22 protein-coding genes and 1 tRNA gene are annotated in these 25,613 nt (G+C 65.3%); 13 read left to right on the plus strand and 10 right to left on the minus strand.

The genetic code is table 11. From position 1 onward, the window contains the following. Positions 1-33 precede the first annotated feature (33 nt). Positions 34-945: a DMT family transporter gene (locus ACUJ46_RS06295; RefSeq protein WP_445389616.1), complete on the plus strand. Its 912-nt coding sequence runs from the start codon at positions 34-36 to the stop codon at positions 943-945. A 77-nt stretch (positions 946-1,022) separates the two neighbouring features. Here the strand turns inward: ACUJ46_RS06295 and ACUJ46_RS06300 are convergent. The 4 genes from ACUJ46_RS06300 to ACUJ46_RS06315 all read right to left on the minus strand — a co-directional run bounded on the left by ACUJ46_RS06300 (position 1,023) and on the right by ACUJ46_RS06315 (position 3,888). Then, a tRNA-Thr gene (locus ACUJ46_RS06300) sits at positions 1,023-1,097 on the minus strand. An 84-nt stretch (positions 1,098-1,181) separates the two neighbouring features. Then, positions 1,182-2,573, minus strand: a complete 1,392-nt coding sequence (locus ACUJ46_RS06305; RefSeq protein ID WP_445390139.1) for a sensor histidine kinase — start codon at positions 2,571-2,573, stop codon at positions 1,182-1,184. Positions 2,574-2,625: 52 nt separating this feature from the next. Then, complete coding sequence (locus tag ACUJ46_RS06310) at positions 2,626-3,282, minus strand: response regulator transcription factor (RefSeq protein ID WP_445389617.1); 657 nt, start codon at positions 3,280-3,282, stop codon at positions 2,626-2,628. Positions 3,283-3,360: 78 nt separating this feature from the next. Then, entirely contained in the window at positions 3,361-3,888 is a 528-nt protein-coding gene (locus ACUJ46_RS06315; protein WP_445389618.1) for a PepSY domain-containing protein, read from the minus strand. A gap of 172 nt (positions 3,889-4,060) precedes the next feature. On the opposite strand from ACUJ46_RS06315, the gene ACUJ46_RS06320 reads away from it, so the two are divergent. Beyond that, a complete protein-coding gene (locus ACUJ46_RS06320) occupies positions 4,061-5,869 on the plus strand; it encodes an ABC-F family ATP-binding cassette domain-containing protein (RefSeq protein ID WP_445390140.1) in 1,809 nt (602 codons plus the stop codon). Between the two features lie 55 nt (positions 5,870-5,924). Here ACUJ46_RS06320 and ACUJ46_RS06325 read toward each other — a convergent pair whose 3' ends face one another. Next, the gene (locus ACUJ46_RS06325) at positions 5,925-7,235 is read right to left on the minus strand and encodes a polyhydroxyalkanoate depolymerase (RefSeq protein ID WP_445389619.1); all 1,311 of its coding nucleotides are present in this window, start codon (positions 7,233-7,235) and stop codon (positions 5,925-5,927) included. Positions 7,236-7,448: 213 nt separating this feature from the next. On the opposite strand from ACUJ46_RS06325, the gene ACUJ46_RS06330 reads away from it, so the two are divergent. After that, complete coding sequence (locus tag ACUJ46_RS06330) at positions 7,449-8,246, plus strand: 3-hydroxybutyrate dehydrogenase (RefSeq protein WP_445389620.1); 798 nt, start codon at positions 7,449-7,451, stop codon at positions 8,244-8,246. Between the two features lie 18 nt (positions 8,247-8,264). On the opposite strand, the gene ACUJ46_RS06335 is transcribed toward ACUJ46_RS06330, so the two are convergent. Further along, positions 8,265-9,464 carry a class I SAM-dependent methyltransferase gene (locus ACUJ46_RS06335; protein ID WP_445389621.1) on the minus strand — a complete coding sequence of 400 codons (1,200 nt, stop codon included), beginning with the start codon at positions 9,462-9,464 and terminating at the stop codon, positions 8,265-8,267. Positions 9,465-9,577: 113 nt separating this feature from the next. On the opposite strand from ACUJ46_RS06335, the gene ACUJ46_RS06340 reads away from it, so the two are divergent. Beyond that, entirely contained in the window at positions 9,578-11,344 is a 1,767-nt protein-coding gene (locus ACUJ46_RS06340; protein ID WP_445389622.1) for a gamma-glutamyltransferase family protein, read from the plus strand. A 62-nt stretch (positions 11,345-11,406) separates the two neighbouring features. After that, on the plus strand, positions 11,407-12,042 hold the full coding sequence (locus ACUJ46_RS06345) for a class I SAM-dependent methyltransferase (protein ID WP_445389623.1): 636 nt from the start codon (positions 11,407-11,409) through the stop codon (positions 12,040-12,042). 9 nt (positions 12,043-12,051) lie between these two features. On the opposite strand, the gene ACUJ46_RS06350 is transcribed toward ACUJ46_RS06345, so the two are convergent. Next, complete coding sequence (locus ACUJ46_RS06350; protein WP_445389624.1) at positions 12,052-14,739, minus strand: TonB-dependent receptor; 2,688 nt, start codon at positions 14,737-14,739, stop codon at positions 12,052-12,054. 210 nt (positions 14,740-14,949) lie between these two features. Here ACUJ46_RS06350 and ACUJ46_RS06355 point away from each other — a divergent pair, with 210 nt between their 5' ends. After that, positions 14,950-15,723, plus strand: coding sequence for an EthD domain-containing protein (locus ACUJ46_RS06355; RefSeq protein WP_445389625.1), 774 nt, complete (start codon positions 14,950-14,952; stop codon positions 15,721-15,723). Between the two features lie 67 nt (positions 15,724-15,790). Here ACUJ46_RS06355 and ACUJ46_RS06360 read toward each other — a convergent pair whose 3' ends face one another. Both ACUJ46_RS06360 and ACUJ46_RS06365 read right to left on the minus strand, forming a co-directional pair. Then, a complete protein-coding gene (locus ACUJ46_RS06360) occupies positions 15,791-16,327 on the minus strand; it encodes a carboxymuconolactone decarboxylase family protein (RefSeq protein WP_445389626.1) in 537 nt (178 codons plus the stop codon). A 91-nt stretch (positions 16,328-16,418) separates the two neighbouring features. Continuing rightward, positions 16,419-16,820 (minus strand): nuclear transport factor 2 family protein, encoded by a 402-nt coding sequence (locus tag ACUJ46_RS06365; protein ID WP_445389627.1) that lies wholly within the window; start codon positions 16,818-16,820, stop codon positions 16,419-16,421. Positions 16,821-16,995: 175 nt separating this feature from the next. On the opposite strand from ACUJ46_RS06365, the gene ACUJ46_RS06370 reads away from it, so the two are divergent. The 7 genes from ACUJ46_RS06370 (at position 16,996) to lptB (ending at position 23,168) form a co-directional block, all read left to right on the plus strand. Beyond that, complete coding sequence (locus ACUJ46_RS06370) at positions 16,996-17,631, plus strand: glutathione S-transferase family protein (protein WP_445389628.1); 636 nt, start codon at positions 16,996-16,998, stop codon at positions 17,629-17,631. Positions 17,632-17,720: 89 nt separating this feature from the next. Then, the gene (locus ACUJ46_RS06375) at positions 17,721-17,957 is read left to right on the plus strand and encodes a hypothetical protein (RefSeq protein WP_445389629.1); all 237 of its coding nucleotides are present in this window, start codon (positions 17,721-17,723) and stop codon (positions 17,955-17,957) included. A 167-nt stretch (positions 17,958-18,124) separates the two neighbouring features. Further along, on the plus strand, positions 18,125-19,210 hold the full coding sequence (locus ACUJ46_RS06380; RefSeq protein WP_445389630.1) for an extracellular solute-binding protein: 1,086 nt from the start codon (positions 18,125-18,127) through the stop codon (positions 19,208-19,210). Continuing rightward, entirely contained in the window at positions 19,201-20,784 is a 1,584-nt protein-coding gene (locus ACUJ46_RS06385) for an ABC transporter permease (RefSeq protein WP_445389631.1), read from the plus strand. Before ACUJ46_RS06380 ends, ACUJ46_RS06385 begins: the two co-directional genes overlap by 10 nt. A gap of 10 nt (positions 20,785-20,794) precedes the next feature. After that, on the plus strand, positions 20,795-21,814 hold the full coding sequence (locus ACUJ46_RS06390; RefSeq protein WP_445389632.1) for an ABC transporter ATP-binding protein: 1,020 nt from the start codon (positions 20,795-20,797) through the stop codon (positions 21,812-21,814). Between the two features lie 26 nt (positions 21,815-21,840). Then, entirely contained in the window at positions 21,841-22,341 is a 501-nt protein-coding gene (locus ACUJ46_RS06395; RefSeq protein WP_445389633.1) for an acyloxyacyl hydrolase, read from the plus strand. 50 nt (positions 22,342-22,391) lie between these two features. Next, a complete protein-coding gene (lptB, locus tag ACUJ46_RS06400) occupies positions 22,392-23,168 on the plus strand; it encodes an LPS export ABC transporter ATP-binding protein (RefSeq protein ID WP_445389634.1) in 777 nt (258 codons plus the stop codon). Positions 23,169-23,242: 74 nt separating this feature from the next. Here lptB and ACUJ46_RS06405 read toward each other — a convergent pair whose 3' ends face one another. Then, positions 23,243-25,561 (minus strand): TonB-dependent receptor, encoded by a 2,319-nt coding sequence (locus ACUJ46_RS06405; protein ID WP_445389635.1) that lies wholly within the window; start codon positions 25,559-25,561, stop codon positions 23,243-23,245. Between the last annotated feature and the right edge of the window lie 52 nt (positions 25,562-25,613).

The following is a 25,613-nucleotide window of genomic DNA, read 5'->3' on the forward strand; positions in this document are numbered from 1 at the left end:
AGCCCGGCTCCCGTGCCGGCCCGGAGTAGCCGGATGCCCCTTCGCCCCGATAGCAGCGCACGCGCCTTTGCCATGCTGGCGATCGTGATGCTCTTCTGGTCGGGAAATGCCCTTGTCGGGCGCGCCGTGCGCGATGACATCCCGCCCTTCACCCTCGCCTTTGTCCGCTGGGCTGGCGCGCTTCTCATCCTCGCGCCGCTGGCCCTGCGTCATGTGAAGGCCGATCTGGTGGCACTGAAGGCTGGCTGGCGGCCGCTGCTTTTCCTCGGGCTTGTCGGTGTCGCGGCCTTCAATGCCCTGCTCTATTCCGGCCTTCAGCACACCAGCGCCACCAACGGGCTTCTGCTCCAGGCCCTCATCCCGCCGCTGGTGCTGGCATTCGGCGCCATCTTCTTCCGGGACAGGGCGCCCGTCGCCCAGATCCTCGGGGTCCTGCTGTCGATGGCGGGCGTTGCCGTCATCCTCTTCCGGGGGGATCTGTCAGCCCTTGCCGGGCTGCGATTCGGCCAGGGAGACGGGCTGGTTCTGGCCGGTTGCATGGCCTGGGCGCTCTATACCAGTTTCCTGCGCAAGACCCCGCCGGTCCATCCGCTGGCCTTTCTGTTCACCACCTTCCTGATCGGGGCTGTCGCCATGGCGCCACTGGCCATGGCCGAGGCCCTGTCCGGCAAGGCCATCATCTGGAAGCCCGGCACGCTGCTCGCCTTCGGCTATGTCGCGGTCTTTCCCTCGGTCCTTGCCTATTTTCTCTACAATGCGGCCGTTGCCCGCATCGGGCCCGGCCCGGCGGGGCAGACGATCAGCCTCATGCCGCTCCTGGGGGCCTTTCTTGCCGCGACCGTCCTGGGTGAAAGGCTGGAAACGCACCACGCCACGGGCATGGCCTTGATCATGGGTGGAATCGCGCTGACGGCACTGGCTGTGCGGAAGACCATGCGCGGCTGACAAGGGCGCGCGGATCTTCCCACCCGTGGCGCATGTGAGCCATATAAAATCAGCATCTGGAAATCGGGGGAGTGTCATGGTGCTGCCGGGGAGGATTGAACTCCCGACCTCAGCCTTACCAAGGATGCGCTCTACCACTGAGCTACGGCAGCACACCATGACAATGCCCGCAAGCCTGGCTGCCCGGGGGGCGTCCGCTGCGGTGGCGGCGCGGATGCATCAGCCGGGCGTCGAAGTCAAGCGTTGCGGCGCGAAGTTGCAGCGGGGGATGCATCCATGGGGCAGGCCGGAAGGGTCAGTATCGCCATCAGCCCGCCCAGATCCTCGCTTTCGGCCATGCTGACGGAGCCGCCATAGATGGCGGCAACGTCGCGCACGATGGCAAGGCCAAGGCCGGTGCCGGGCTTTTCCGTATCGAGGCGGGCGCCGCGCTCGAACAGCCCTTCCCGCAGCCGGGCCGGAATGCCGCTGCCGTCGTCTTCGACGGTGATGGTCAGCATGCCGTCTTTGGCGCCCTCCCCGCGCGCCACGGTCACGAAGACGCGGCCGCCGCCATATTTCGCGGCATTGTCGATGAGATTGCCGGCCATTTCCTCCAGATCCTGCCGCTCGCCCCGGAAAACCACGCTGCGGTCACCGGCAAGGTCGATCACCACGGGGCGGTCGGCATAGATACGCTCGATGGCGGACACCAGCCGCTCCAGTGCCGGGAACACGTCTGCCCGGGCGGTTGCCTGCGTGCGCCGCCCCATGGCGCGGGCGCGGGCCAGATGGTGGTCCACATGGCGGCGCATGGTCGACAGTTCGCGCACCACCGTCTTCGCAAGATCGGGGCTGTTCGCCGCCGCCTCGTTCATCAGCACGCTCATCGGCGTCTTCAGCGCATGGGCAAGGTTTCCGGCATGCATGCGGGCGGATTCGGCGGCCTCCTCATTATGATCGAGCAGCGCGTTCAGTTCCTGCACCAGTGGCGCGATTTCCGGCGGCACATTTTCCGTCGGCGCACGCGTGGCCGTGCCCGCGCGGATCGCCGCCATCGCCGAAGACATGCGTTTCAGCGGCATCAGCCCGAAGGTCGCCTGCAGAACGGCCAGAGCAAACAGCCCCGCGCCAAGTGCGCCAAGCGACCACCAGAGCGTGGTGCGCACAGTCCGGATCTGGGCGTCGAGTTGCCCGGTCGTCTGGGCGGCGGCAAAGCGCCACACGCCGGGCGAGCCTGGAATGCGCACGTCCCGCTCGATCAGGCGCAGGGTTTCCTGCGGGTAGGCGGAAAGCCTGGAAAGGCATGGCTCGATGCAGGAACGGTCGAGATCGAGCGGCAGCTGCCTGTCCCAGAGGGAGCGCGAGCGGAAATCCATGTGGCCGCGCGCACTCACCTGCCAGTAGAAGCCGGAATAGGGCTCGTTGAAGCGGGGATCCACGGGGGCGCGATTGAAGCGCACTTCGCCGAAGGGGTCGAGCTCGGCTGCCCCGATCATGGCCGGCAGGGTCGTGGCGAGCTGCTCATCGAAATTGCGCTGGATGGTGCCAGTCACGATCCTGTCCAGCGCTATGCCTCCAAGAAGCAGAAGGGCCGCGATCCACAGCACCGCGAGCGCCAGGATGCGGTTCGTGATCGAGCCCGGCATCAGCAGCCTTGTGGCCGGCACGCGCAGCCCCCGCGCGGGGCGTGCCACCACGTCAGCCTTCGAGGCTGTATCCGAGTCCGCGGATGGTGGTGATGAGGTCTGCACCGAGCTTTTTCCGGATACGCGTGATGAAGACCTCGATCGTGTTCGAATCGCGATCGAAATCCTGATCGTAGATATGCTCGATAAGCTCGGTGCGCGATACTACCTTGCCCTTGTGGTGCATCAGATAGGACAAGAGCTTGTATTCCTGCGCCGTGAGCTTCACCGGCTCTCCGGCCAGGGTCACGCGGCCCGAACGCGTATCGAGCCGGACATCGCCTGCCATCAGTTCCGAAGTGGCATTGCCGCTTGCCCGGCGGATGAGCGCGCGAAGCCGTGCGATCAGCTCTTCCGACTGGAAGGGCTTGGCCAGATAATCATCGGCGCCTGCATCGAGGCCGGCAACCTTGTCGGACCAGCTGTCGCGCGCGGTCAGCACCAGCACCGGCATCTTGTGCCCCGCCTTGCGCCACCGGTCGAGCACCGTAAGGCCATCCACTTCGGGAAGGCCGAGGTCAAGGATCACGGCGTCATAGCTTTCCGTCTCGCCAAGGAACTGCCCTTCCTCGCCGTCGGCGGCACTGTCCACGGCATAGCCTGCGCCTTCCAGCGTCTGTCGAAGCTGGCGGGAAAGGTTCGGCTCATCCTCGACGATCAGAATACGCATTGTATCGGGAACCTCCTCGTCAGACAGGTATCAATGGGCCGTTTCGGTTTGGCCGATCGGTCTTGCCACAGGCGGGTGTCAGTCACGCTCGGCAAGGACGCGGCCGGTGCGGCCGTCCACATCGACCCAGACGACATTGCCGCCCGGGCGCATGAACTTGAAGCGGTAGAGGTTGCTGGAAATGTCCGGCTCGGAGCCCAGATATTCACCACGGCCGACTGCATGGGCACGGCGCATGAGTTCGCTGAAGGGAAGATTCTGCCCGGATTCGCGGCGCTGCCAGGCATGTTCCTGATCGGAAACCGGGCGTGGCTGGTGGGTCCGGGGCATGCGCTGGCGCCGCTCCGCGCGCTCGTCACCAGACATGCGCGCCTGCGCGAACACATCGCCCTGCCAGCCCGGTGGGACCGCATTGAAACCATCCGTCCGCGCGTTGCCCAGCCAAAGCTGGCCGTCATCCTGAAGAGCGGCATTCACCTGGCCCGCCATCGGCGCGGCAATGGTCGCCGACAGGGGCAGCGCCGATGCAATCAGGATCGCGAGGGCCGCGATCCGGCTGGCTGCTGTGCCGCGTGGGCTGGATATCCTGTTGCTATGGTTCATCATGCTGCCTTCAGGCGAGGAATTAGCCTCGTGGCCGTGAACGCGTTCTGAACATCGATGCCGGTCATGTCTGCGCCCGTTCCTGCCCGATCATGCCAGGCATGACGGGCCTTTGATCTTTTTCCTTATTCCATTCCGTTGCCTCGCATCCGGCGCCATGGCAAGCGCTTCCACCATGGCTGCACCACTGGTTTCTCTCGAAGACATCGCCCTAAGGCAAGGTGACGGATGGCTGTTCGAAGGGCTTTCGCTCTTCATCGGCCAGAAGGACAGAATCGCCCTGATCGGCCGTAACGGCGCCGGCAAGACAACGCTTCTGCGCCTGATTGCCGGCACCCTCGAACAGGATCGCGGGCGTCGCTCGGCCCAGCCGGGTGCGCGCATCGTGCTGCTGCCGCAGGATCCGCCCGTTGCCGGATATGAAACCCTCCTCGATTTCGCCCTTTCCGGCCCGGATGCCCCACCCCGGCACGAAGTGGAGGCCATCGCAAGCCAGCTTGGCCTCGACCTGTCGATCACGGCCGAAACGGCATCCGGCGGGGAGCGCCGCCGCGCCGCCCTCGCGCGGGCGCTGGCATCCGAGCCCGACCTGCTGCTTCTCGATGAGCCGACGAACCACCTCGATCTCGAAGCCATCGACTGGCTGGAATCCTGGCTCAACCGCTATACCGGCGCCTTCATCGTCATCAGCCACGACCGCACCTTCCTCACCCGGCTCACGCGCGCCTGCCTCTGGCTGGATCGTGGCAGCGTGCGCCGGCAGGAAATCGGCTTCGGCGGCTTCGAGGCCTGGATGGAACAGGTGCTTGCAGAGGAAACCCGCGCCACCGAAAAGCTCGACACCAGGATCGCGCAGGAACTGCACTGGCTGCAGCGTGGCGTGACGGCGCGACGACGACGCAACCAGGGCCGGCTTGAGCGTCTGGGCCAGATGCGCGCGGAACGCCGCGCCATGCTGGGCGTGCAGGGCACGGCAAAGCTCGCCATCGCCACCGACGATGTGAAATCGAAGATGGTGATCGAAGCGGAAGCCATTTCGAAAAGCTTCGGTGACAGGGCGATCATCCGCGATTTTTCCATCCGCATCCAGCGCGGGGACAGGATCGGCATCGTCGGCCCCAATGGTGCCGGCAAGACCACCCTTCTGAAGCTGCTGACAGGGGAACTGGAGCCGGATTCCGGCAGGATCACGCGCGCGAAGACCCTGAACGGCATCACCATCGACCAGCAGCGAAAGCTGATGGACCCGGCAAAGCGCGTGCGCGACGTGCTGGCCGACGGCGGTGACTGGGTCACGGTGCGCGGCACGAAAAAGCATGTGCAGGGCTATCTGAAGGAGTTTCTCTTTTCGCCCGGCGTTGCCGACGCACGGATCGGAACCTTTTCAGGGGGCGAACGCTCAAGGCTGCTTCTGGCGCGGGAATTCGCCCGGGAATCCAACCTGCTGGTTCTGGACGAACCAACCAACGACCTGGACCTGGAGACGCTGGACCTGCTGCAGGAAGTGATCTCCGACTATGACGGCACCGTGCTCATCGTGAGCCACGATCGCGACTTTCTCGACCGCACCACCACCATGACACTGGGCCTCGACGGAAGCGGCCATGTGGACATCGTGGCAGGCGGATACCGCGAACTGGAAGAGCTGCGCCGGGCAAGGGCCCAATCACGGTCCCGCACGCAGGCGCGAGCGCAGGAACGCAAGCCCGCGCCAGCGGCCGAAAAAACCTTACCGGCGCGCGCGGCCCGCAAGCTGAGCTTCAAGGACCAGCATGACCTCGATCGCCTGCCCGGCGAAATCGCGCGACTTGAGGCAGAGATCGCCGCTGCCGAAGCCGAACTGGCGGACCCGGCCCTTTACACGCGCGACAAGGCCCGCTTCGACAGGCGGACGGCCGAACTCGACACACTGCGCAGCGAATTGGCAAAAACCGAGGAGCGCTGGCTCGAAGTCGCCGAAAAGGCCGAGGCCCTCGACAGCTGAACCGGACGGGGAAGGAAGGGGCAGGCGCCCTGCGGCGCTCGCCCCTTCCCTGCCCTCAGGCGAATTCCACGCCTTCGGCCGGCTCCATGTCCACATGCGGCAGGTGCAGGCCTTCGCCGTGCATCCTGGCCGAGGGGCAGCGCTCGCGGATGAAATGCTCGACTTCAGGCGCGATCACCTCGCGCCATTTGCGGCCGTTGAAGATGCCGTAATGGCCGACGCCGGGAACAAGGAAATAATGCTTGCGCGCGGCATCCAGGTTCCCCGCGAGATCAAGCGCCGCCTTCGTCTGGCCGATGCCGGAAATATCGTCCCGCTCGCCCTCGATTGCGAAAATGTCGATGTCGGTGATGGCGCCGGGGTCCACCCGCTCGCCCCGGATGTGCATTTCACCCTTCGGCAGCAGATGGCGCTGGAACACCCAGTCGACCGTCTGCAGATAGAATTCGGCGGTCATGTCGCAGACGGCCCGATATTCCTCGTAGAAGGTCTTGGTTGCATCAGCGCTTTCGCCGTCGCCCTCCACCAGATGCCGGAACATGCGCCAGTGGCTCATCATGTGGTTGCCAAGGTTCATCGACATGAAGCCCGAAAGCTGCAGGAAGCCCGGATAGACCCGGCGACCGGCGCCCGGATAATAGTGCGGCACGGTCGCGATCACCATATGCTCATACCATGCGTGCGGACGCTCCATGGCCAGTTGGTTCACAACCGTCGGCGCGCGGCGCGTGTCGATCGGGCCACCCATCATGGTGAGCGTTGCCGGACGGGCTGGATCCATCCGGGCAGACATCAGGGCCGCTGCCGCATAGACGGGCACCGAAGGCTGGCACACCGCCAGCACATGCACCCGTTCGCCACCTTCGGGCGTGAGGGCGCGCAGCCAGTCGATCACATAGTCGACATAATCCTCGAGGTTGAATTGCCCTTCCGAAAGCGGGGCCTGCCGCGCGTCCCGCCAGTCGGTGATGTAGACATCATGGTTCGGCAGCATCCGCTCGACCGTACCGCGCAGCAGGGTTGCATAATGACCTGACATCGGGGCCACGATCAGCAGGCGCGGATCTGTCGGGGAAGCGCCTTCGCGCACGAAACGCTTCAGCTGGCCGAACGGCTTGCGGGAAACGATTTCCTCGTGAACGGGAACAAGCTTGCCGTCGATCACTGTGGCCGACAGGCCGAAGGCGGGTTTTCCGTAAGGCGCGGTTGCATGCGAGAAGACATCGAGGGCGGCGGCGGCCTTTTCGCCCAGGCCTATGTAGGAAAGTGGGCCAGCCATGGCACCAACCCATTCAGAACCGAGTCGCGCGGCCGCACTCGCACCAGCCAGCCATCCCCTTGTCATTTCATAGGTGGTATACAGCATCTAGGAAGCCTTTGCGCATGTTTCATTTTTCTTGCAGCGGCGATACCCGTCACGTTGACACGGGGTGGCGGGCGTCGTCGCGCGCATCTTGTGCAGTGCAACGCTAGAACCGGATTGCGCCTTGTCCATATTTTTTTGCACTGCGGTGTAACGGCCTTCTTCCCGGCCGCCCGCCAGGCCCTATGATGCTCCCGGAAGCACAGGAGATTGCCCATGACCGCCGATTCCACCTCCAGCAGGCCTCTTGCGGGCCGCCGGGCCGCCGTTACCGGGTCTACCAGCGGGATCGGGCTGGCCATTGCCGAAGCGCTGGCCCGTGCCGGCGCGGATGTCGCCATCAACGGCTTCGGAGACCATGGGCCGGCACTCGAAGCAGTTTCCGCCCATGGCGCGCGCGCGATCTTCGCCGGCGCCGATCTTGCCGACGGCAAGGCGGCGCAGGCTTTCGTCCATGATGTGCAGGCCGGTCTTGGCGGGCTCGACATATTGGTCAACAACGCTGGAATCCAGCATGTCGCCGCGATCGACGAATTCCCCGAGGACCGCTGGGACGCGATCATCGCCATCAACCTCAACAGCAATTTCCACACCATCAAGGCAGCCCTCCCGTCGATGAAGGCAACAGGCTGGGGGCGCATCATCAACATCGCCTCGGCGCACGGCCTCGTCGCCTCGCCCTTCAAGTCCGCCTATGTCGCGGCCAAGCACGGGGTCGTCGGCATGACGAAATCGGTCGCGCTCGAGCTTGCCGAAACCGGGATCACCGCGAACGCCATCTGCCCCGGCTATGTCGAGACACCGCTGGTGAAGGGCCAGATCGCCGATCAGGCCCGCGTGAACGACATGAGCGAGGAGGATGTCGTCCGCAACATCATCCTTGCGGCCCAGCCCTCCAGGCGCTTCGTCCAGCCTGCCCATGTCGGCGAACTGGTGCTCTTCCTCTGCTCTGAAGCCGGCGGCAGCGTCACTGGCTCCGCCCTGTCGATCGATGGCGGCTGGACGGCGCGCTGAGCCACTGCCCGGCAGCCCTCAGCTGCAGTAGAGATACTCCCGTGTCAGCGGCGCGCCGTCCCGGCGGCGCGCCAGCTGGATCTGGAAGACGGCATGATCGTCGTTCCGGAAGGCCATGATCGAAGCGCCGAGGTAGTATTCCCACATGCGGAAGAAGCGCTCGTCATAAAGGGCGACGATCTCGTCGCGGCGGGCGCGGCATCGGGCAAGCCAGTGTTCCAGCGTCTTCATGTAGTGCAGCCGCCAGACCTCGATGTCCGTCGTCCACAGGAAGGCGCGCTCGATATGGGGCATGATCTCGGACAGCGCCGGCGTATAGCCGCCGGGAAAGATGTATTTCGCGGTCCACGGGTCGGTCGCGCCCGGCCCGCCCATGCGGCCGATGCTGTGGATGAGGGCCAGCCCGTCCTCGGTCAGCAGATCGGCAACGCAGTCGAAATAGGTTCGATAATTCGGGCGGCCGACATGCTCGAACATGCCGACGGACACGATGCGGTCGAACCGTCCGGTCACGTCGCGGTAATCGGTCAGCTCGTGCCGGACCTTGCCCTCCATGCCCAGTTCCGCAGCCTTGCGGCGTGCATAGGCCAGCTGCTCTTCCGACAGCGTGATCCCCAGCACATCCGCACCCGAGACGCGGTGGATATGGCGCGCCAGCCCGCCCCAGCCGCAGCCGATGTCGAGCACGCGCATGCCAGGCTTCAGGTCGAGCTTGCGGGTGATGTGGTCCAGCTTGTCGCGCTGGGCCTGATCGAGGTCGGAATCCGGCCCATCGTTTCCGGGGCGGAAATAGGCGCAGCTATACTGGCGCTCCGGGTCGAGGAAGAGATCGTAGAGGCGATCGTCCAGGTCATAATGATGGGCGACGTTGCGCTTCGCCCGCCGGCGCTCGTTCAGTTCGCTCAGTTTTGCCGCGATGCGCGCCTGCCCCCACAGGCTGACTCTGAGGCTGTTCGAGCGGTCCCAGCGGAGATTGCCCGTCACGATGTCGAGCAGGTCGAGAATGTCCCCGCCTTCGACCGTCAGCCGGCCATCCATATAAGCCTCGCCTGCCCCGAGGCCCGGGTTCGCGCCGATCCTGCGCGCCGTCGCTGCATCCTTCAGGCGCACGCGGACAGGCTCAGCCGCCATATCGCCATATCTGTGCACCTTGCCATTGGCCTCGGTGATTTCGAGCGCGCCCTTCGTGACGGCACGGCTGAGAAGTCTGTCGAGCATGTGCATGGGCGCGATTGTCGCATGTGGGCAAGAAATCGCAAGCCCATCATGGCTTTCCCGTTTTCCCCCGCGCCGGAACATGCTTCAGGTAAACCAGAGGAGGACCCTGCCCGATGAAACGCCCTGCCCGCTTCCTTGCCGCCAGCCTGATAGCCCTTTGCCTGCCCGCCCTCGGCATGCCGTCTGCAGCACTTGCCGCCGACCGGCCGGGCGATCCAGCCTATCAGGGCCGGTCGGCCGTTCCCGCCCGCAACGGGATGGCGGCCACCGCCCAGCCACTGGCGACACAGGCTGCCGTCGACATCCTGCGCGCCGGCGGTTCGGCCGTCGATGCGGCAATCGCCGCCAATGCCGTTCTTGGCCTGGTCGAGCCGACGGGCAATGGAATCGGCGGCGATCTCTTCGCCCTTGTCTGGGATCCTGGAACGCGCAAGGTCGTCGGTCTCGATGCCTCGGGCTTCGCACCAGCCCGGCTTGACGTGAAGGCCTTGAGAAAGCGCAACCCGGGCGGGCTGATGAACCCCTGGGGCATGGATGCCGTGACCGTTCCGGGCGCAGTCGCCGGATGGGAGGCCCTGCACAGCCGCTACGGCAGGCTTCCGCTTTCAAAGGTGCTGGAACCGGCGATCCGTATTGCGCGCGAAGGCTTCCCGCTGACGCCGGTGATTGCACGCGGCTGGGCCGGCAATGTCCGCCGGTTCGAGGAAAACCGCGCGGCCATCCAGGCCGCCGGCCACGCCTTCAGCCTCTATGCGCCTTCCGGCTCGGCGCCGCGCGAAGGCCAGATTTTCACCAACCCCGACCTTGCCGCCACGCTGGAGGCTATTGCCACGGGTGGCGCCGGGGCTTTTTACCGCGGGGCCTTCGCGCGTGATCTGGAAGGCCATTTCCGCAGCCATGGCCGCACCCTTTCGGCAGGCGATCTCGCCGCCATGAAGGCCGAATGGGTCGAACCGATTTCCGCCCCCTATCGCGATGTGCGCCTGTGGCAGATTCCGCCCGCCACGCAGGGACTCGCGACGTTGCAGATTGCCCGCCTTGTCGAGCGCTTCCCGATGGCCGACCTGTTGGAGGCTGACCGGCTGCATGTGCTGGTGGAGGCCAAGAAGCTCGCCTTCGCTGACCGCGCCCGCTATCTGGCCGATCCGCGCCGCGTGAAGGTGCCTGTCGGGGCGCTGCTGGATGATGCCTATATCGCCCGCCGCGCCGCCATGATCGACATGGACCGCGCCCTTCCGGATGACGTGCCGCCCGGAGACCCGGAAGAGCATAGCGACACCACCTATCTCGCGACGGCGGATTCGAGAGGCATGATGGTGTCCCTCATCCAGTCCAACTATCGCGGCATGGGCTCGGGCGTGGTAATTCCGCGCAAGGACCCGGTGGAGAATGGCCGCGGAACCTGGGGCTTCATGCTCCAGAACCGTGGCGCGCAATTCTCCCTTGACCCGAAGGCCGCGAACCGGATCGAACCGGGCAAGCGCCCCTTCCACACCATCATTCCCGGCATGATCACCAGGGGGGATGAGCCATTCCTCGCGTTCGGCGTGATGGGCGGCACCATGCAGCCGCAGGGTCAGGTGCAGGTCATGGTCAATCTCGTCGATCTCGGCCTCAACCTGCAGGCGGCAGGCGACGCGCCGCGCGTGCGCCATCTCGGCAGCCCCGATCCGGGCGAAGGCCGCGAAACCACCCCCGGCATCTTCCTTGAAAGCCATATCGGGGCCGAAACCCGCGCCGCCTTGCGTGCCCGAGGCCATCAGATCCTCGAAACCCATCAGGATGTCGGCGGCTATCAGGCCGTGATGTGGGACAGCGCGAACCGCATCTGGTGGGGCGCGACCGAAGCCCGGAAGGACGGCATGGCGTTGGGCTATTGATTACGGGCTATTGAGGACCAGGCGGCTCCGGTGCATGCTCCGTCACAAACGAGGGAGGGACAATGAGCAACTGGTGGGACAGGCATGTGGTGCCGAAGCTGCTGGGCTATGCCTGCACGCAGCCGCCGATCATGAAATGCCGGTCATTCGTGGTGCCTGACGCCAGCGGCAAGGTGCTCGAACTGGGCGCCGGTGGCGGCATCAACCTGCCCTTCTACGATCGCGGCAAGGTCGAATCCGTTACCGGCATCGACCCGTCCGAGGAGATGATCGCCGAGGCGCGCGCGCATCAGTCCGAGGCGGACAGGACCTTTGTGAGACTGGAGCGCGGCCGTGCGGAGGAACTGCCCTTTGCCAGCGGCAGCTTCGATACCGTGGTCACCACTTTCACCCTCTGCTCCGTGCAGGACCAGCAGCAGGCGCTGAAGGAAGCCGCGCGCGTGCTCAAGCCCGACGGGCGGCTGCTGTTCCTGGAGCATGGCCTCGCGCCCGATGCCGCCGTGCAGCGCTGGCAGCGGCGGATCGAGCCTGTCTGGAAGCGCATTGCCGGCGGCTGCCATCTTTCCCGCCCCGTGACCGATGCCGTGGAAGCGGCAGGGTTCAGGGTTGCCGAACGCCATGGCCAGTTCATGGAAAAATCCCCCCGCTTTGCCGGCTGGGTGGAATGGGGCGTGGCGACGCCGGGCGCGCGGGCCTGAGCTGGCTGCCTAGAGGAAGATCTTGCGGAAGCTGATCTCGATGCGGCGTCCGACCGGGTCAAGAAGGTCCGCCTGATAGCCGATCGGCACATTGCCGAGCCTGTCGCGCACGTCCTGCCGGCTGTCGAACAGATTGTCGATGCCGATGGAAATGCGGGCGCCCTTCAGCCAGGGGGCCTTTGCAACCAGGCTCTGCTGCTGGCCAAGGTTGGCGAACAGCCGCAGGTTGAAGGTGGCAAGGTCCGAGAAGCGCAGATCATCGGGCGATGGCGCGCCGCGCGGATCAACACGGACGTCCGTCGCGCTTTTCCAGTTCGCGGAAAGCCTGCCGCCCACACCATTGCGAAACAGGCCGGCCCGCATCTCGACCTCGTGGCGGCTGACGCCACCGCTGCTGCCCGTCGCCGACCCGCCGAGGAGATCAAGCTTCGGAACAGAGTCACGGATGAGGATGGTCTCGGCAAGCTTTACGGTGTGAAACAGGGAAAGCGTGGCCCGGCCGGATGACCTGCCACCCCCGCGACTTCCGCGCGCGCCCGGGGGCGGGCCGGACGGGCGGCCGGCCGTTTCCCCGCCGCCATTGCCGGCTGCCGCTGCCGCTCGGCGGCGTTCCATCGCGGCCTGCTCGGCCCGGCTCGGCTTCAGTTGCCCGGAATAGCTGAGGCCCCAGCGCAGTTCGCGCCTGTCGGAGCGTTCGAAATTGACAGGGCGGTTGTCGATCTGCACCAGCCTGCCATCGGCATCGCGCAGGAATCGCTCGGGAAACGCGGCCTCCAGTTCCGCAGTCGCCGTCGGGAAGGCCGCAATCGGGCCGGTGATCCGACTGTCGACATAGTCGGCCGACAGGCTGAGATCTTTTTCCGGCAGAGGCTTGAGGTTCGCGCCCAGTTTCAAGACACGGCGCCTGTCTGCCATCAGGCCAGGGTTGCCGCCATCGAGCCGGCTGATGTCGACCGTTTCGCCGCGCAGGAAATCGAACACCCGCACATTGGGCGTGATGATCGTGGGGTTGCCCAGTTGCTGAACGCTCGGCGCCCCATCCTCGACCGTTACATTGGCGCTCAGCCGCAGCGCATCGACGGGCCGCCAGCTGACGCCGCCGCCCAGGCTGGAAAGCGTCCCGAAGTCGGACAGTTCGTTCACGGATGCGTTGAGATTGAGTGCCAGCTCGCCGAGATAGGGCAGGACATCGCGCCGGCGGCTCGCAACCGGCAGGTCGAGACTGGCCTGCCCGCTCAGCCGGTTCCGTTCGAGCGAGACTTCACGCGCGACACCGGCAATGAAAGTGTCGCTGTCGAAGCCCTGCCTGTCCGCCCCGGCCTGCACGCTCATCGCGACCGGCCCGGCCGGCAGCTCCAGCAACTGCCCGTTCGCCACCAGCTCGATGCGGCTGAAATCCCTGACCGAACGCGCCCGGTCCTGCCCGATCTCGCCTGCCACGGCATCGGGATCGAAGGGGTTGAAGAGCGGGTCGCCCGCAAGGATTCGTGCCTGCGAGGCCGTTACGTCGAGCCTGCGATCCGTCGTCGATCGCGCAACGCTGCGGTTGTGGCCGCCGGTCGCGATCCAGCGCCACAGCCCGTCGCCGATCGAGATGTCGCCATTGACGGTTGCAGCAAGGTCGAGGCTCATGTTCCGGCTCCTGCCCATGAGCGCGCCTGCAGCTTCCGAATGGCGAAGCAACTGCACATTGCCTGCGAAGGGGGAAAAGGGGTTTGCCGCCGGCAGGTCGAGGGTGACGCCGGCAAGGCCCAGCCTGCGGTCGCTTTCCGTCCACTCGAGCCGCGCGCTGAAACTGGCCTGTATGGACTCGGTGAGCGCGGTGCTGACATTGGCGCCCAGCGACGTTTCGCGTTGCTCCGGCAGCAGGGTGCGCCAGAGGCCGGTATCGGCAAGGGCGGGGTTGTTGGCGCCGGCCAGGAAATCCACAAGCGCCGGCGCGCCCGCTGCCGCCGTTGCCGGGACGGCAGCGACCAGCACCGGCGTTCCGGCAAGCGCGCTGAGCGCCGGGTCGATCTCGGCGCCATCGGTCGCGGCAATGATGTTGCCAGCCAGCGCATAGGGTCGGGATGGTTGCGCCTGCGTGATGTTGCGTGCGCTTTCCAGAAGCTGCGAGCGGCGGACATGGCTTGCATCGACCAGGATGCGGCTGTCGCCGGCAAGGCGCAGCAGGTTGAGATCGAACTCGGCCTCTCCCCTGCCCCCGGCCGTCGGGCCGCCGCCTTCGATTTCCGCCGTGACCGAGCGGAACCGCTCCTTCAGCACGAAGTTGATCACACGCTGGTCGGCCCGGTAGCCATAGCTGAGGGAGACTTCCTCGGGCAGGATGTCCACCCGCTCGACAGCCTCGGGCGGAATGGTTCGTATTTCGGAAAAGCCGGACACACGCTTGCCGTTGACCAGAACGACAGGCGCCTCCCCGCCGCGCCCGCGCCCGCTTCGTGTCTGCGGCGCGAGCTCGCCCAGAAGATCGGCGAGGCTCGACGCGCCGGTCGCCTCGATATCCGCCTCGTCCAGCTGGAGCTCGGGTTCGATCGCGCCGATGACGGCGCCGCGCGGCCGCCCGCCGAGCACGATGATTTCCGCTCCCAGCGCTTCATCCTCGACAGGCGGAACGGGTGCAGAATCCTGCCCGCCAGCAGCCAGTACCGGCACACTGGCAGTTGCCAGCAGGGCTGCAAGAGACAGTCGCCGCATCCTTCATCCTCTCGACCGGGGTGGTTCGATCCGGGTTCCCCCCGGGGCCATGGCATCTTTACGCGACAAGCCGATGAAATCCCTCGGCGCAAGAGCCTCGGCGCAAGACCTTCACCACATGTCACGCATCCTCACCTGCTTCATCTTCCAGCTGGCAAGGCCGCCCCCTCTGGCCGAGACTTGCCGGAAAGGAAAGAATGGGGAGAAGGCATGATAAAGCTCGTCTATGTGATCCGGCGCCGGCAGGGGCTTTCTGCGGAGGATTTCGCGACCTATTGGCGCGATACCCACGGCCCGCTGGTGGCGAAGCAGGCCAGCGCCATCGCCGCCCGGCGCTATGTGCAGAGCCACCCGATCGACCATCCCGCCAACGAGGCGATGCGCGCCGTTCGCGGCATGCTGCCGCCGGTGGATGGCGTCACCGAAGTCTGGTGGGATTCCCTCGAAGCGATGCAGGCGGCCTATGCAACGCCCGAAGGGGCCGAGGCGGGGCAGATATTGCGCGCGGACGAGGAGCGCTTCATCGATTTTTCAGGATCGAGCGTGTTTCTGACGGAAGAGCATGAGATCTTCGACCGCACGGGTGGAAAGGGACCGGGGCCGGAGGCTGTGAAGGTCACCTATCTGCTTGCCCGCCGGCCGGAGATGTCCGTGGCGCAATGCCACGCCACCTGGCTGAAGGATCATGGCCCGCTGGTCAAAAGCCACGCGGAAAGGCTGCTGATGGCCCGCTATGTGCAAAGCCACGCAATCGCGCCCGATGTGAACGAAGGCTTCCGCCAGGCCGGCGGCTATATCCAGCCATTCGACGGAATAACCGAGGTGTGGGTCAGGTCGCTGGCCGATCTCGAAGCCAGCGGCCACACGGCGGAGCAGCAGGCAGCCGCCATGGAGCTGGTGGAAGATGAGCGCCGCTTTGTCGACATGGGCCGCTCGCACTGCTTCCTGACGCGCGAGCATCTGGTCTTCGATCATGTGAAATGATGCCTTCCGGCCGCGCCTGGGCAAGGCGCGGCCGGCACGGCACATGGCGTCACATCAGTGCGTCACATCAGTCGATCGGGCAGCTCGCCACTTCCAGTTGCAGCAGGGCGAGCACCCGGCCGAAGCCGATATACTGGCCAGCCATCATCGCCAGTTCCAGAAATTCGGCATCGGAAAAATGGCGGCGCATTTCGGCCACATCATCATCGCCGATATTATGATGATCGACCGCCATCTTTTCCGCAAAGCGGATGGCGGCCCGCTCACGCGGCGTGAAATTCGCGGCTTCCGGATGGTCGACACCGCTGGCGGCTTCGCTTTCCGTAACCGTTTCGGGCGCCATGCGGACGGACTTGCACAGCACGCAGCCATTCAGCGTTGCGATGCGCAGACGCACCAGTTCCTTCAGCCGCGGTTCAACCACGCCGGCCCCGCCCGTATGCCAGGGCAGGTAGAAGGACTGGTAGGATTCCACCAGCGCCGGGTTCGGCCCGAAGGCGCGGGCGAAGTTGCGGGCAAGCCAATTGTCTTCTGGCGTCGCGTCATGGATAGCCTTCAGATAGGGCGGCAAGGCTTCAGGCTCTACGAGTGGCATGCGGGACATGGCGTTTCTCCCTCCTCTTGAGGTTTCAGACTGCCTTGTCCGCAATGCCCTGCCACCCCCTCAATGCAAGAGGCTCGCAAGAGCGGCAGGATCAGCCCGGTGAAGCGGCCGCCTTCTGCAGCATTTCCCCCATCAGTCGGTGCACGAGGTTGATCGCCTTCAGCGGGCGGACCATGACCTTGAAATTCGTGATCTGCCCTGCGTCGTTCCAGGTGATCATGTCGATGCCGTTGACGCTGATCCCCTCGATTTCCTGCACGAACTCCAGGATGGCGCTGTTGTCGCCATGCCATTCGCCCACATAGCGGAAACCTTCCCCGCCCAGCACATTCCCGGCGCTGGTGAGATATTTGAAGACGATCTCGCGGCCGCGCTGCGGCGTGTGCACGACCGGGCTTTCGAACACGGCATCGGGGTGCAGCATGTCCCACAGGGCCTGTTTGTCATGGCTTTTCATGAACGCATGCCAGCGTTCCAGATTGGGGTTTGTCATCACGCGGTTCTCCCTTTCCTCGAATGCGACGATATCGGCCTTTCGCCAAGTCTAGCCCGGCCGCACGCCCCTGCCCCCCTGCGAGCATTGGGGGCATGCGGCGGCCCGCAAATGCGGCTAGCCGGTAAGATGCAAGCGGCGCGGCACCGTGTCGGGCCGGAAGGGGGAAGAAGCCATGCTCACGGTTCACCATCTTGGCGTTTCCGCGTCCGAACGCATCGTCTGGCTGTGCGAGGAACTGGGGATCGACTATGCGCTGAAGCATTATGAACGCGATCCGGTCACGCGGCTTGCACCGGCGGACTACAAGGCCCTCCACCCGCTGGAAACGGCCCCCATCATCACCGATGGCGATATCTGCCTCGCGGAATCGGGGGCCATCGTCGAATATATCATCGCGCGCCATGGTGATGGCCGCCTGCGGGTCGGGCAGGATGATCCGGCCTTTCCGGATTATCTCTTCTGGTTCCATTTTTCCAACGCCTCGATGGTGGCCAGCGGCATGGGCGAACTGATTGCCGGCATCCTTGGCGCCGGCGATGCCGCCATGCCGCTCGTGCGCGCGCGCAGCGACAGGGCGCATGCGCTGGTGGAAAAACGGCTGGGCGAGGCGCCCTGGTTCGCGGGCGAGACATTCAGCGCGGCCGACATCATGATGGTCTTTGCGCTGACGACAATGCGCAACTTCATCCCGCGCGATTTCACGCCCTATCCCAATATCCGCGCCTATCTCCGGCGTGTCGCCGCGCGGCCGGCCTATCGCCGCGCGATGGAAAAGGGCGATCCTGGCATGAAGCTCCTACTCGACTGAGCAGGGGTTGCCGGCCGGGCAAAGCCGTGCGAGCCTGCGGGATGTGGCAATGCATGCGCCACATCACGCTTGCAGATGGAGAGACGTTCATGAGCAGCCTTGACGAACTTCGCGCCGAACTGGAACGCCTGCGGGACGAGGCAAAGGTCAAGGCGCATCTGGGCAGCATGGAAGCGCGGGAAGAGTGGGACAAGCTCGAGCAGAAGTGGGAGAATTTCTCCGCCCGCGCAGGCCTGAAGGAAAGCGAGGAGAATATCCGCGCCACCCTTGATATTCTGGCCGATGAACTGAAGGCCGCCTACCGGAAGCTGACAAAGGCCGTCTGAGCCTGCCGTGCCTTTTCCGGCGCCCTGCCGGGAAGAATAGCCGCCCTTCCCCGGTCCGGCCCAAATCAGGGCTGGACCGGCGCAGCAGCCTTCGTCTAGAGAGACGCTGTTGCGAACCATTATCAGGCGCGAGCAAGTGAACTGGCGGCCTGCGAAGGAGAAGGCCTGTGACGGAAACCAGGGCGATGCGGATCATATCCATGCTTGCAGGCGTTGCGGCGTTTGGCCTGCTTTCTGCCTGCTCCGGCCAGGGGGCAGGCAGCGACAAGAGCGATGGTGCGGATGCGGCAACGACCGAAACTGGCGTGGTCAATCTCTACACCGCGCGCCACTATGACAGTGACCTGCCGCTTTACGAACGCTTCACGCAGGAAACGGGCATCCGCATCAACCGGATCGAGGGCAAGCCCGACGAACTGGTCGCCCGCATGCGCAGCGAGGGCGCGAACAGCCCGGCCGATGTCTTCATCGCGGCAGATGCCGGCGCCCTGTGGCGTGCCGATCAGGCTGGCCTTTTCCTGCCTGTCCAGTCGGCCGTGCTGGATGCGCGCATCCCGGAAAACCTGCGCGAGCCTTCGGGCAAATGGTATGGCCTTTCCCGCCGGGCACGCATCGTCGCCTATGACAGCGCCAAGGTGAAACCCGAGGATGTGGACAGCTACGAGAAACTTGCCGGCCCCCGTTTCAAGGGCAGGCTGTGCGTCCGCTCGTCCGACAGCGTCTACAACCTCTCGCTGGTCGGTGCGCTGATCGAGGCCTGGGGGCCGGAAAAGGCCGACACCTGGGTGCGCGGCATCGTCGCCAACATGGCGCGCCCGCCGCAGGGCGGAGACCGCGACCAGATCCGCGCCGTTGCTGCCGGCGTGTGCGAAGTGGCGATCACGAACAGCTATTATTTCATCCGCATGGCAAGCGGCGACAATGAATCGGACAAGGCCGTCACCACGAAGGTTTCGCTCGCCTTCCCCAGCCTCGATGGCAAGGGCGCGCATGTGAACATTTCGGGCGGCGGGGTTGCCGCCAATGCGCCCAACAAGGCCAATGCCATCCGGCTTCTGGAATTCCTTGCCTCGCCGGAATCCCAGACCCATGTGGCGGCATCGAACAATGAATTCCCGGTTTCGCCGGATGTGCCCCCGCCGCCACCGGTCGACGCCTATGCGGCTTTCACCGCGCATCCGATGTCGGCGGCGGCCTTCGCCGCGCGCCAGCCCGAAGCCCAGTCGATGATGAGCAAGGCCGGGTGGCGCTGACCGCAAGCGCGCCCGCTTTCGCGTCTGGCAATCTGCGGCCGCTCCCGATCCTTGCGGGGGCGGCCGCCCTCATTGCGATTGCGCCGCTTCTGGGCCTCGTGCTGGCGGGGCTGTCGCCCGGTGCCGCTGCGATCCCCTACGCCGATGTGCTGCGCTATGCCGGAACATCGGCCGTGCTGGCGCTGCTCGTCGGCATGGTCACCATGGTTCTTGGCACCATGGCCGCCTGGCTTGTGGTGATGCATGAATTTCCCGGCCGCAGGGTCTTTTCCTGGGCGCTGGCCATGCCGCTGGCAGCGCCCGCCTTCGTTCTGGCCTATGCCTATGCCGATCTCTTCGATGTCGCCGGCGATCTGCGCATGGCGCTCAGGGCGCGCGCCGGCTTCGACCTTCCGTTCAACATGCATGGCATGCCGGGCGCGGTGTTCGTTCTGGGGGCGGCCTTTTACCCCTATGTCTATCTCGCCATGCGCGCGGCCTTCCTCAACCAGTCGGTCGATGCGCTGGAAGCCGCCCGCATGCTGGGTGCCTCGCGCTGGCGGGCCTTTCGCACGGTGGCCTTGCCCGTGGCCCGGCCGGCGCTTGCGGCCGGCGTTGCGCTGGTGGTCATGGAAACGCTGGCCGATTATGGCGCGGTCCAGTTCCTTTCAGTCCAGACATTGACGACAGGGGTCGTACGGGCATGGTCGGTCTTCGGTTCCACCGCCAGCGCCGCCCGTTTTGCCCTGCCGCTTCTGGCAGCCGCCGCCCTGCTCCTCTGGATCGAACGGCAGGGGCGGCGCGGCAGCAGCCACGAAGGCGGCAAGGCCCGCTGGCGCCCCCTTCCCGTGACACGCCTTTCGCTTCTGCCCGGCCTTGCAGCCGCCTTCTTCTGCCTTGCGCTCGTGACGATGGGGCTGCTTCTGCCGGTGGGCTGGCTTTTCCTGTCTTCTCTCGATGTGGTGCCGGAAATGCAGAGGCTGGTGCGCGCGGGGCTGAACTCGCTTGCGCTGGGAATGGTAGGGTCGATCGTAACCGTGGCGCTTGCAACGGTGCTGGCCCTTGGCGCGCGCGGCTTCCCGCTTGCCTCGCGTCTTTCAAGCCTTGGCTATGCGACACCCGGCGCTGCCATGGCGATCGGACTGCTTGCGCCCGCCACCCTTGTCTGGTCCGGCGGCTCCGGGCTTGTGGGCGGTATCGTCCTTCTCGTCTATGCCTATGCCGCACGGCTGATGGCAGCCGCCCTCGAACCGATCGACGCAGGGCTGGCCAAGGTCTCCCCCTCGATGCTGAATGCTGCCCGCAGTCTTGGCCGTGGCGAAAGCGGGGCGGCGCTTGCCGTGCAACTACCCGTGGCGCGCGGCACCATGCTGACCGCCGGTCTCATAGTCTTCATCGACATACTGAAGGAACTGCCCGCCACCCTCATCCTCAGGCCCTTCAACTTCGACACGCTCGCTGTCATCGCCAGCAACTATGCGCTGGATGAAAGGCTTGCCCAGGCTGGCTGGCCATCCTTGCTGATCCTCTGCCTGTCGCTGCCAGCGGTCATGTGGCTCACCCGCGAGATTGCACTCTCGAGGCCCGGCTCCTAAGCCACTGCCGATGCTGCCCAGCCTTACCGTCCGCTCCGTCACCAAGGCCTATGGCGCTACCCGCGCCGTCGAGTCCGCGAGCTTCACGCTGCAGCCGGGCACCGTCACCTGCCTGCTTGGTCCATCCGGTTGCGGCAAGAGCACGCTTCTCAGGCTGATCTCGGGGCTGGAACAGCCAGATGCGGGCGAGATCGCCCTTGGCGAAGACAGGCTTTCGGCACCGGGTTTCCGGATTCCCCCGGAAGCACGCGGCATCGGCCTTGTCTTTCAGGATTACGCCCTCTTTCCCCACCTGGATGTCGTTTCCAACATCGGCTTCGGCCTCAAGGGGCTGGAAAGGCCGGACCGGGATGCGCGCGTCGCCGGCCTGCTGGAGCATTTCCGCCTTGGTCACAGGGCGCGCGCTTTTCCGCACACGCTTTCCGGCGGCGAACAGCAGCGCGTCGCCATAGCGCGCGCCCTCGCCCGGCAGCCGGCCGTGGTGCTGATGGACGAGCCCTTTTCCGGCCTTGACCGTCATCTGCGCTCCGATATCCGTGCAACCGTGCTGTCCGTCGTTGCCGATGCGGGTGCGGCGGTCCTTGTCGTGACCCATGATCCGCAGGAAGCGATGCTGATCGGCGATCATCTGGTGCTGATGGCAGGCGGGCGGATCCTGCAGCAAGGCCCGGCCGAAGACTGTTATCGCGCCCCCGTCTCCCTCACCGCTGCCCGCCTCACCGGGGAAGTGAACGCCCTGCCCGTCATCGTCCGCAACGGGACGGCGGAAACGCCCTTTGGCCGGCTGGCAGCCCCCGGCCTTGCCGATGGCCCCGCCGTGGCCGTGATCAGGCCGCAGGGCCTTCGCCAGTCAGCCGAAGGCGGGGCGGCGCGCATTCTTTCCGTGCGCTTTCTCGGGCCGCACCATCTCGTCCATCTCGAAGCCGGCGGCACAAGCTTTGAAATGTGGAGTGCCACCGCGCCGGAAACGCGCGATGGCGAAGTACGCATCGCAATGGATCCGGAACTGGTGACGGTGGTGCCGGCATGAGGCCCCTGGCGCCTGCAATGCTCGTCATGCTGCTTGCATTCCCGGCGCCCCTGTCAGCCGAACAGGTCTGGATCGGCCTTTACGAGCATGACATCGTGCTTGCCCAGACCGGGTTCGAAAAGGGGCAGGATCTGAAGGCGGGCTGGATAGGACGGCCCATACAGGCCCTATCCGCCGTTGGCAGCCCGTCGCCGCATCTTCTGCTGTCCGTCGGCCTTCAGGGGCAGACGGATTATGCCGCCGCTGGCCTCAACTGGACCTTCGGGCGCACACTCTATGCGCGCCCGGGGATCGGCATCGCCATCCACAACGGGCCGTCCTACGCCACGCGCGAAAATTTGCGCGTCGACCTTGGCTCGCGCGTGCTCTTCGAACCGGAACTGGCTTTCGGCTGGCGACTTTCCGACACCTTTGCGGTCGAGGCGTCCTGGATCCACCTCAGCCATGCCACGCTGTTCAGCAGCCAGAACCGGGGGCTGGACAGCTGGGGCCTGCGCATCCTGTGGCGGCCGAAGGCGAGGAACTGAATCGGGGACCTCCACTCGCCTGGAGGGGCGAATGGCTTTAAGGACATGGCATGGCCAGCAGACCGTACCCGGGCAATGCCGCGCCCGCCATTTCGGGCGGCCTGAACAGAGGCCTGCAGGCGACTTGCCTGTGCAAGGCCTATGGGCGGCAGCGTGTTCTGCAATCGGTGACAATGCACCTGCGGCCCGGCGAGATCGTCGGCCTGTTCGGGCGCAGCGGCGCCGGCAAGACCCATTGCTTCCGTGCCCTGATGGGCATGCTCTCGCTGGACAGCGGCCATGTCGAACTGAACGGCGCGGACATAACGGGCCGCATGCCGGCTGAACGCGCGCGCCTGGGCGTCACGCTTCTGCCGCAGGAAACTTCCATCTTCCAGGGACTGACTGTTGCCGGCAACATCGCCATGGTGCTGGAACTGCACGAGCCGGACCCTGAAAAACGCGCAACGCGGCTCGAGACGCTGATGCAGCAATTCCGCATCGATCACCTGCGCGACACTCCTGCTCCGCGCCTTTCCGGCGGAGAGCGCCGGCGCTGCGAAATCGCGCGCGCCATGGCCGTCTCGCCATCCTTCGTCCTGCTGGACGAGCCTTTCGCCGGCATTGATCCGCTTTCGATCATCACCACCCGCACCATGGTTGCCACGCTGCGCGACCTGGGGGTCGGCGTGCTCATCGCCGATCAGAATGTCCACGAGATGCTGCAGATCATCGACCGCGCCTATGTCCTTTCCGAAGGCGTGCTGATCTTCGAGGGGACAGGCCCGGAAATGCTGGCCGACAGCCGTGTGCATGACCTCTACCTCGGCGAAATGTTCGAGGACTGACGCCGCACCGGAGGCCGGGCACAAAAAAGGGGGGCCGAAGCCCCCCTTTCCCGTTTCGCGAAAGCGCTGCTTCCTCAGAAGCGGCCACGCAGCGTGACGCCGAAGGTCCGCGGCGGCGCCAGATAGGCGTTGCTGTCACCCGTCTGCAGCGGAGTGGCGAAGGCCACGTTCGCATAGGTCTTGTCGAACAGGTTCTGCACCCAGGCTTCGAGGTGGAGGCCAAGACGCTCCGACTTCAGGCCAAGGTTCGCGTTGACGATGCCGACATCGCCCCGGTCCGCCATGGACGCATTGTCGATCAGCTGCGAGGTGCTGAACTGATATTGCGCACGGGCATTGAGGGTGAGGTCGTCGTCGAGCGGCTGATCGAGGTTCAGCGTGGCGTTGCCTGCGAACTTCGGCGCGTAGCGGAAGCGCGAGTCCGACAGAACCGCTGCCAGCTGCGCATCTTCGTCGTAGCGGGCATGCGGCAGCCAGGTGCCGTCAAGGCCCAGCGTCAGGCTGTCGGTCAGCTGGAACAGGTTTTCCAGCTCAAGGCCGTAGGTCGAAGCCGACTTCGCATTCAGAACGGTGAACTGCAGGCCGACGAACTGCGCCACCTGCAGGTCCGAGATGTCGTTGTAGAAGACGGCGACGTTGGTGCGTGCACGACCATCGAGATAGTCGACCTTGGCGCCAAGCTCGAAGGCGTTGACCGTTTCCGGAGCATAGCGCGGATCGAGCGGCACGGCGCCCGGAGTCAGCGCCGGGTTGTTCGCCACGGTCCCGCCGGCGTTGGCGTCGATGTTGACCCCGCCCGCCTTGAAGCCGCGGTTGTAGGTCAGGTAGACCATCGACTCGTCGGTCGGGCGATACTGGACACCAAGGGTTCCGCTCAGCGCGCGGTCGGTCTGCTTGGCGGAATAGGCCGGCCCCGGCTGGATGCCGAGCGCCTTGAACACCTCGTTCGGTGCCGGGCGATAGAAGCTGTTGCGGAAGAAGCCGCTCTTTTCCTCGATGGAATAGCGGATACCGGCAATCACGCTCCACTGTTCCGTCAGGTTGGCGTTGATGTGGGCGAAGCCCGCATAGGAACGGGCCTTGCCGCCCATGACTTCGTTCGCGGTCGGACCTTCGGAGGCGTCAAGCGCGCCCGCCGGAATGCCCTGGGCGCTCAGCACAGCATCCCAATAGGCCTGGCCCTGCGATTTCCAGCCGAGATCGCGGGTCATGTCCAGCTTCTCGTCGGAGAAGAAGGCACCGAGAACATAGTTGGCGTCGATGGATTCGATGCGGCCGTTGTAGGTCAGTTCCTGCGAGAAGAAGCGGCTTTGGAAGCTCTCGCTCAGGGTGAAGATGTCGGCGCCCGAGAAATCCGGATCGACATCATACTGGCCGACGCTGAATTCGCGAAGCGCCGTCACCGACTTCAGCGTGTCGCCACCGATCTCGACATCGACGAGAAGCGTCCCGCCATAGTCCTTGATGATCTGGTTGCCTTCACGGTTGAGCGTCTGCTCGAAATCGGAGAGCTTGGTCGACGGGAGCTTCAGGCCGAGGGCCTGGGTCAGTGCATCGACGAGCGGCTGGGTCGGGCCATCGATGTAGTTGGAGGTGGCGTAGCAGCAATTGCCTTCACCGCGCGAGAAGTCCCCGATCAGGCGGACGGAAACGCCATCGGCAGGCTCGACGAGAAGCTGGCCCTTGAAGGCATAGGTTTCGTCATTGTTCAGGCTGTTTCCGGTCTGCGCGTCGGTGTAGAAACCGTCACGCTTGGAATAGAGGCCCGAAACGCGCAGGGCTGCCGTATCGGCGAGCGGAACGCTGACGGCGCCCTTGGCCGTGAAGGTGTCGTAATTGCCGTAGCCGATCTCGAAATTGCCTTCGGTGTCGAGCAGCGACGGCGCCGTGGAGGTGAGGATGACCGCACCGGCAGAGGTGTTCTTGCCGAACAGCGTGCCCTGCGGGCCGCGCAGAACCTGCAGGCTGTCGATATCGACGAAGTTCTGGAGCGCGGCGGCGGCGCGGGTGCGATAGACGCCATCGATGAAGATGCCGACGGCGCCTTCGAAGCTGCGGCTGTTGCCGGTGGTGCCAAGGCCGCGGATCATCACGTTCGCCGAGGAGGTCGAGATGTTGGTGACCCGGAACTGGATGCTGGGCGAGATGTTCTGGATGTTCGAGATGTTCTCGACGCGGGCGGACGCGAGGGTTTCGGCCGTTGCGGCCGTGATGGCGACAGGGACGTCCTGCAGGTTTTCCGCGCGGCGCTGGGCGGTCACGACAATGTCGCCAAGGCCGGTCGAAACGGCCTCCTGAGCACCCTGCGCCTGAAGCGGTGCAGTCGCCACGACGGCGGCGGAGGCAAGAAGCGCGCGTACGAGATCGCGCGACGAAAGGCTGACGGAACGCATCAGTTTCTCCCAAGGTTGATGTGTTATTGCAACGGAACGTGCAATTGCGCCG

The organism is Sandaracinobacteroides sp. A072 (assembly GCF_052616365.1).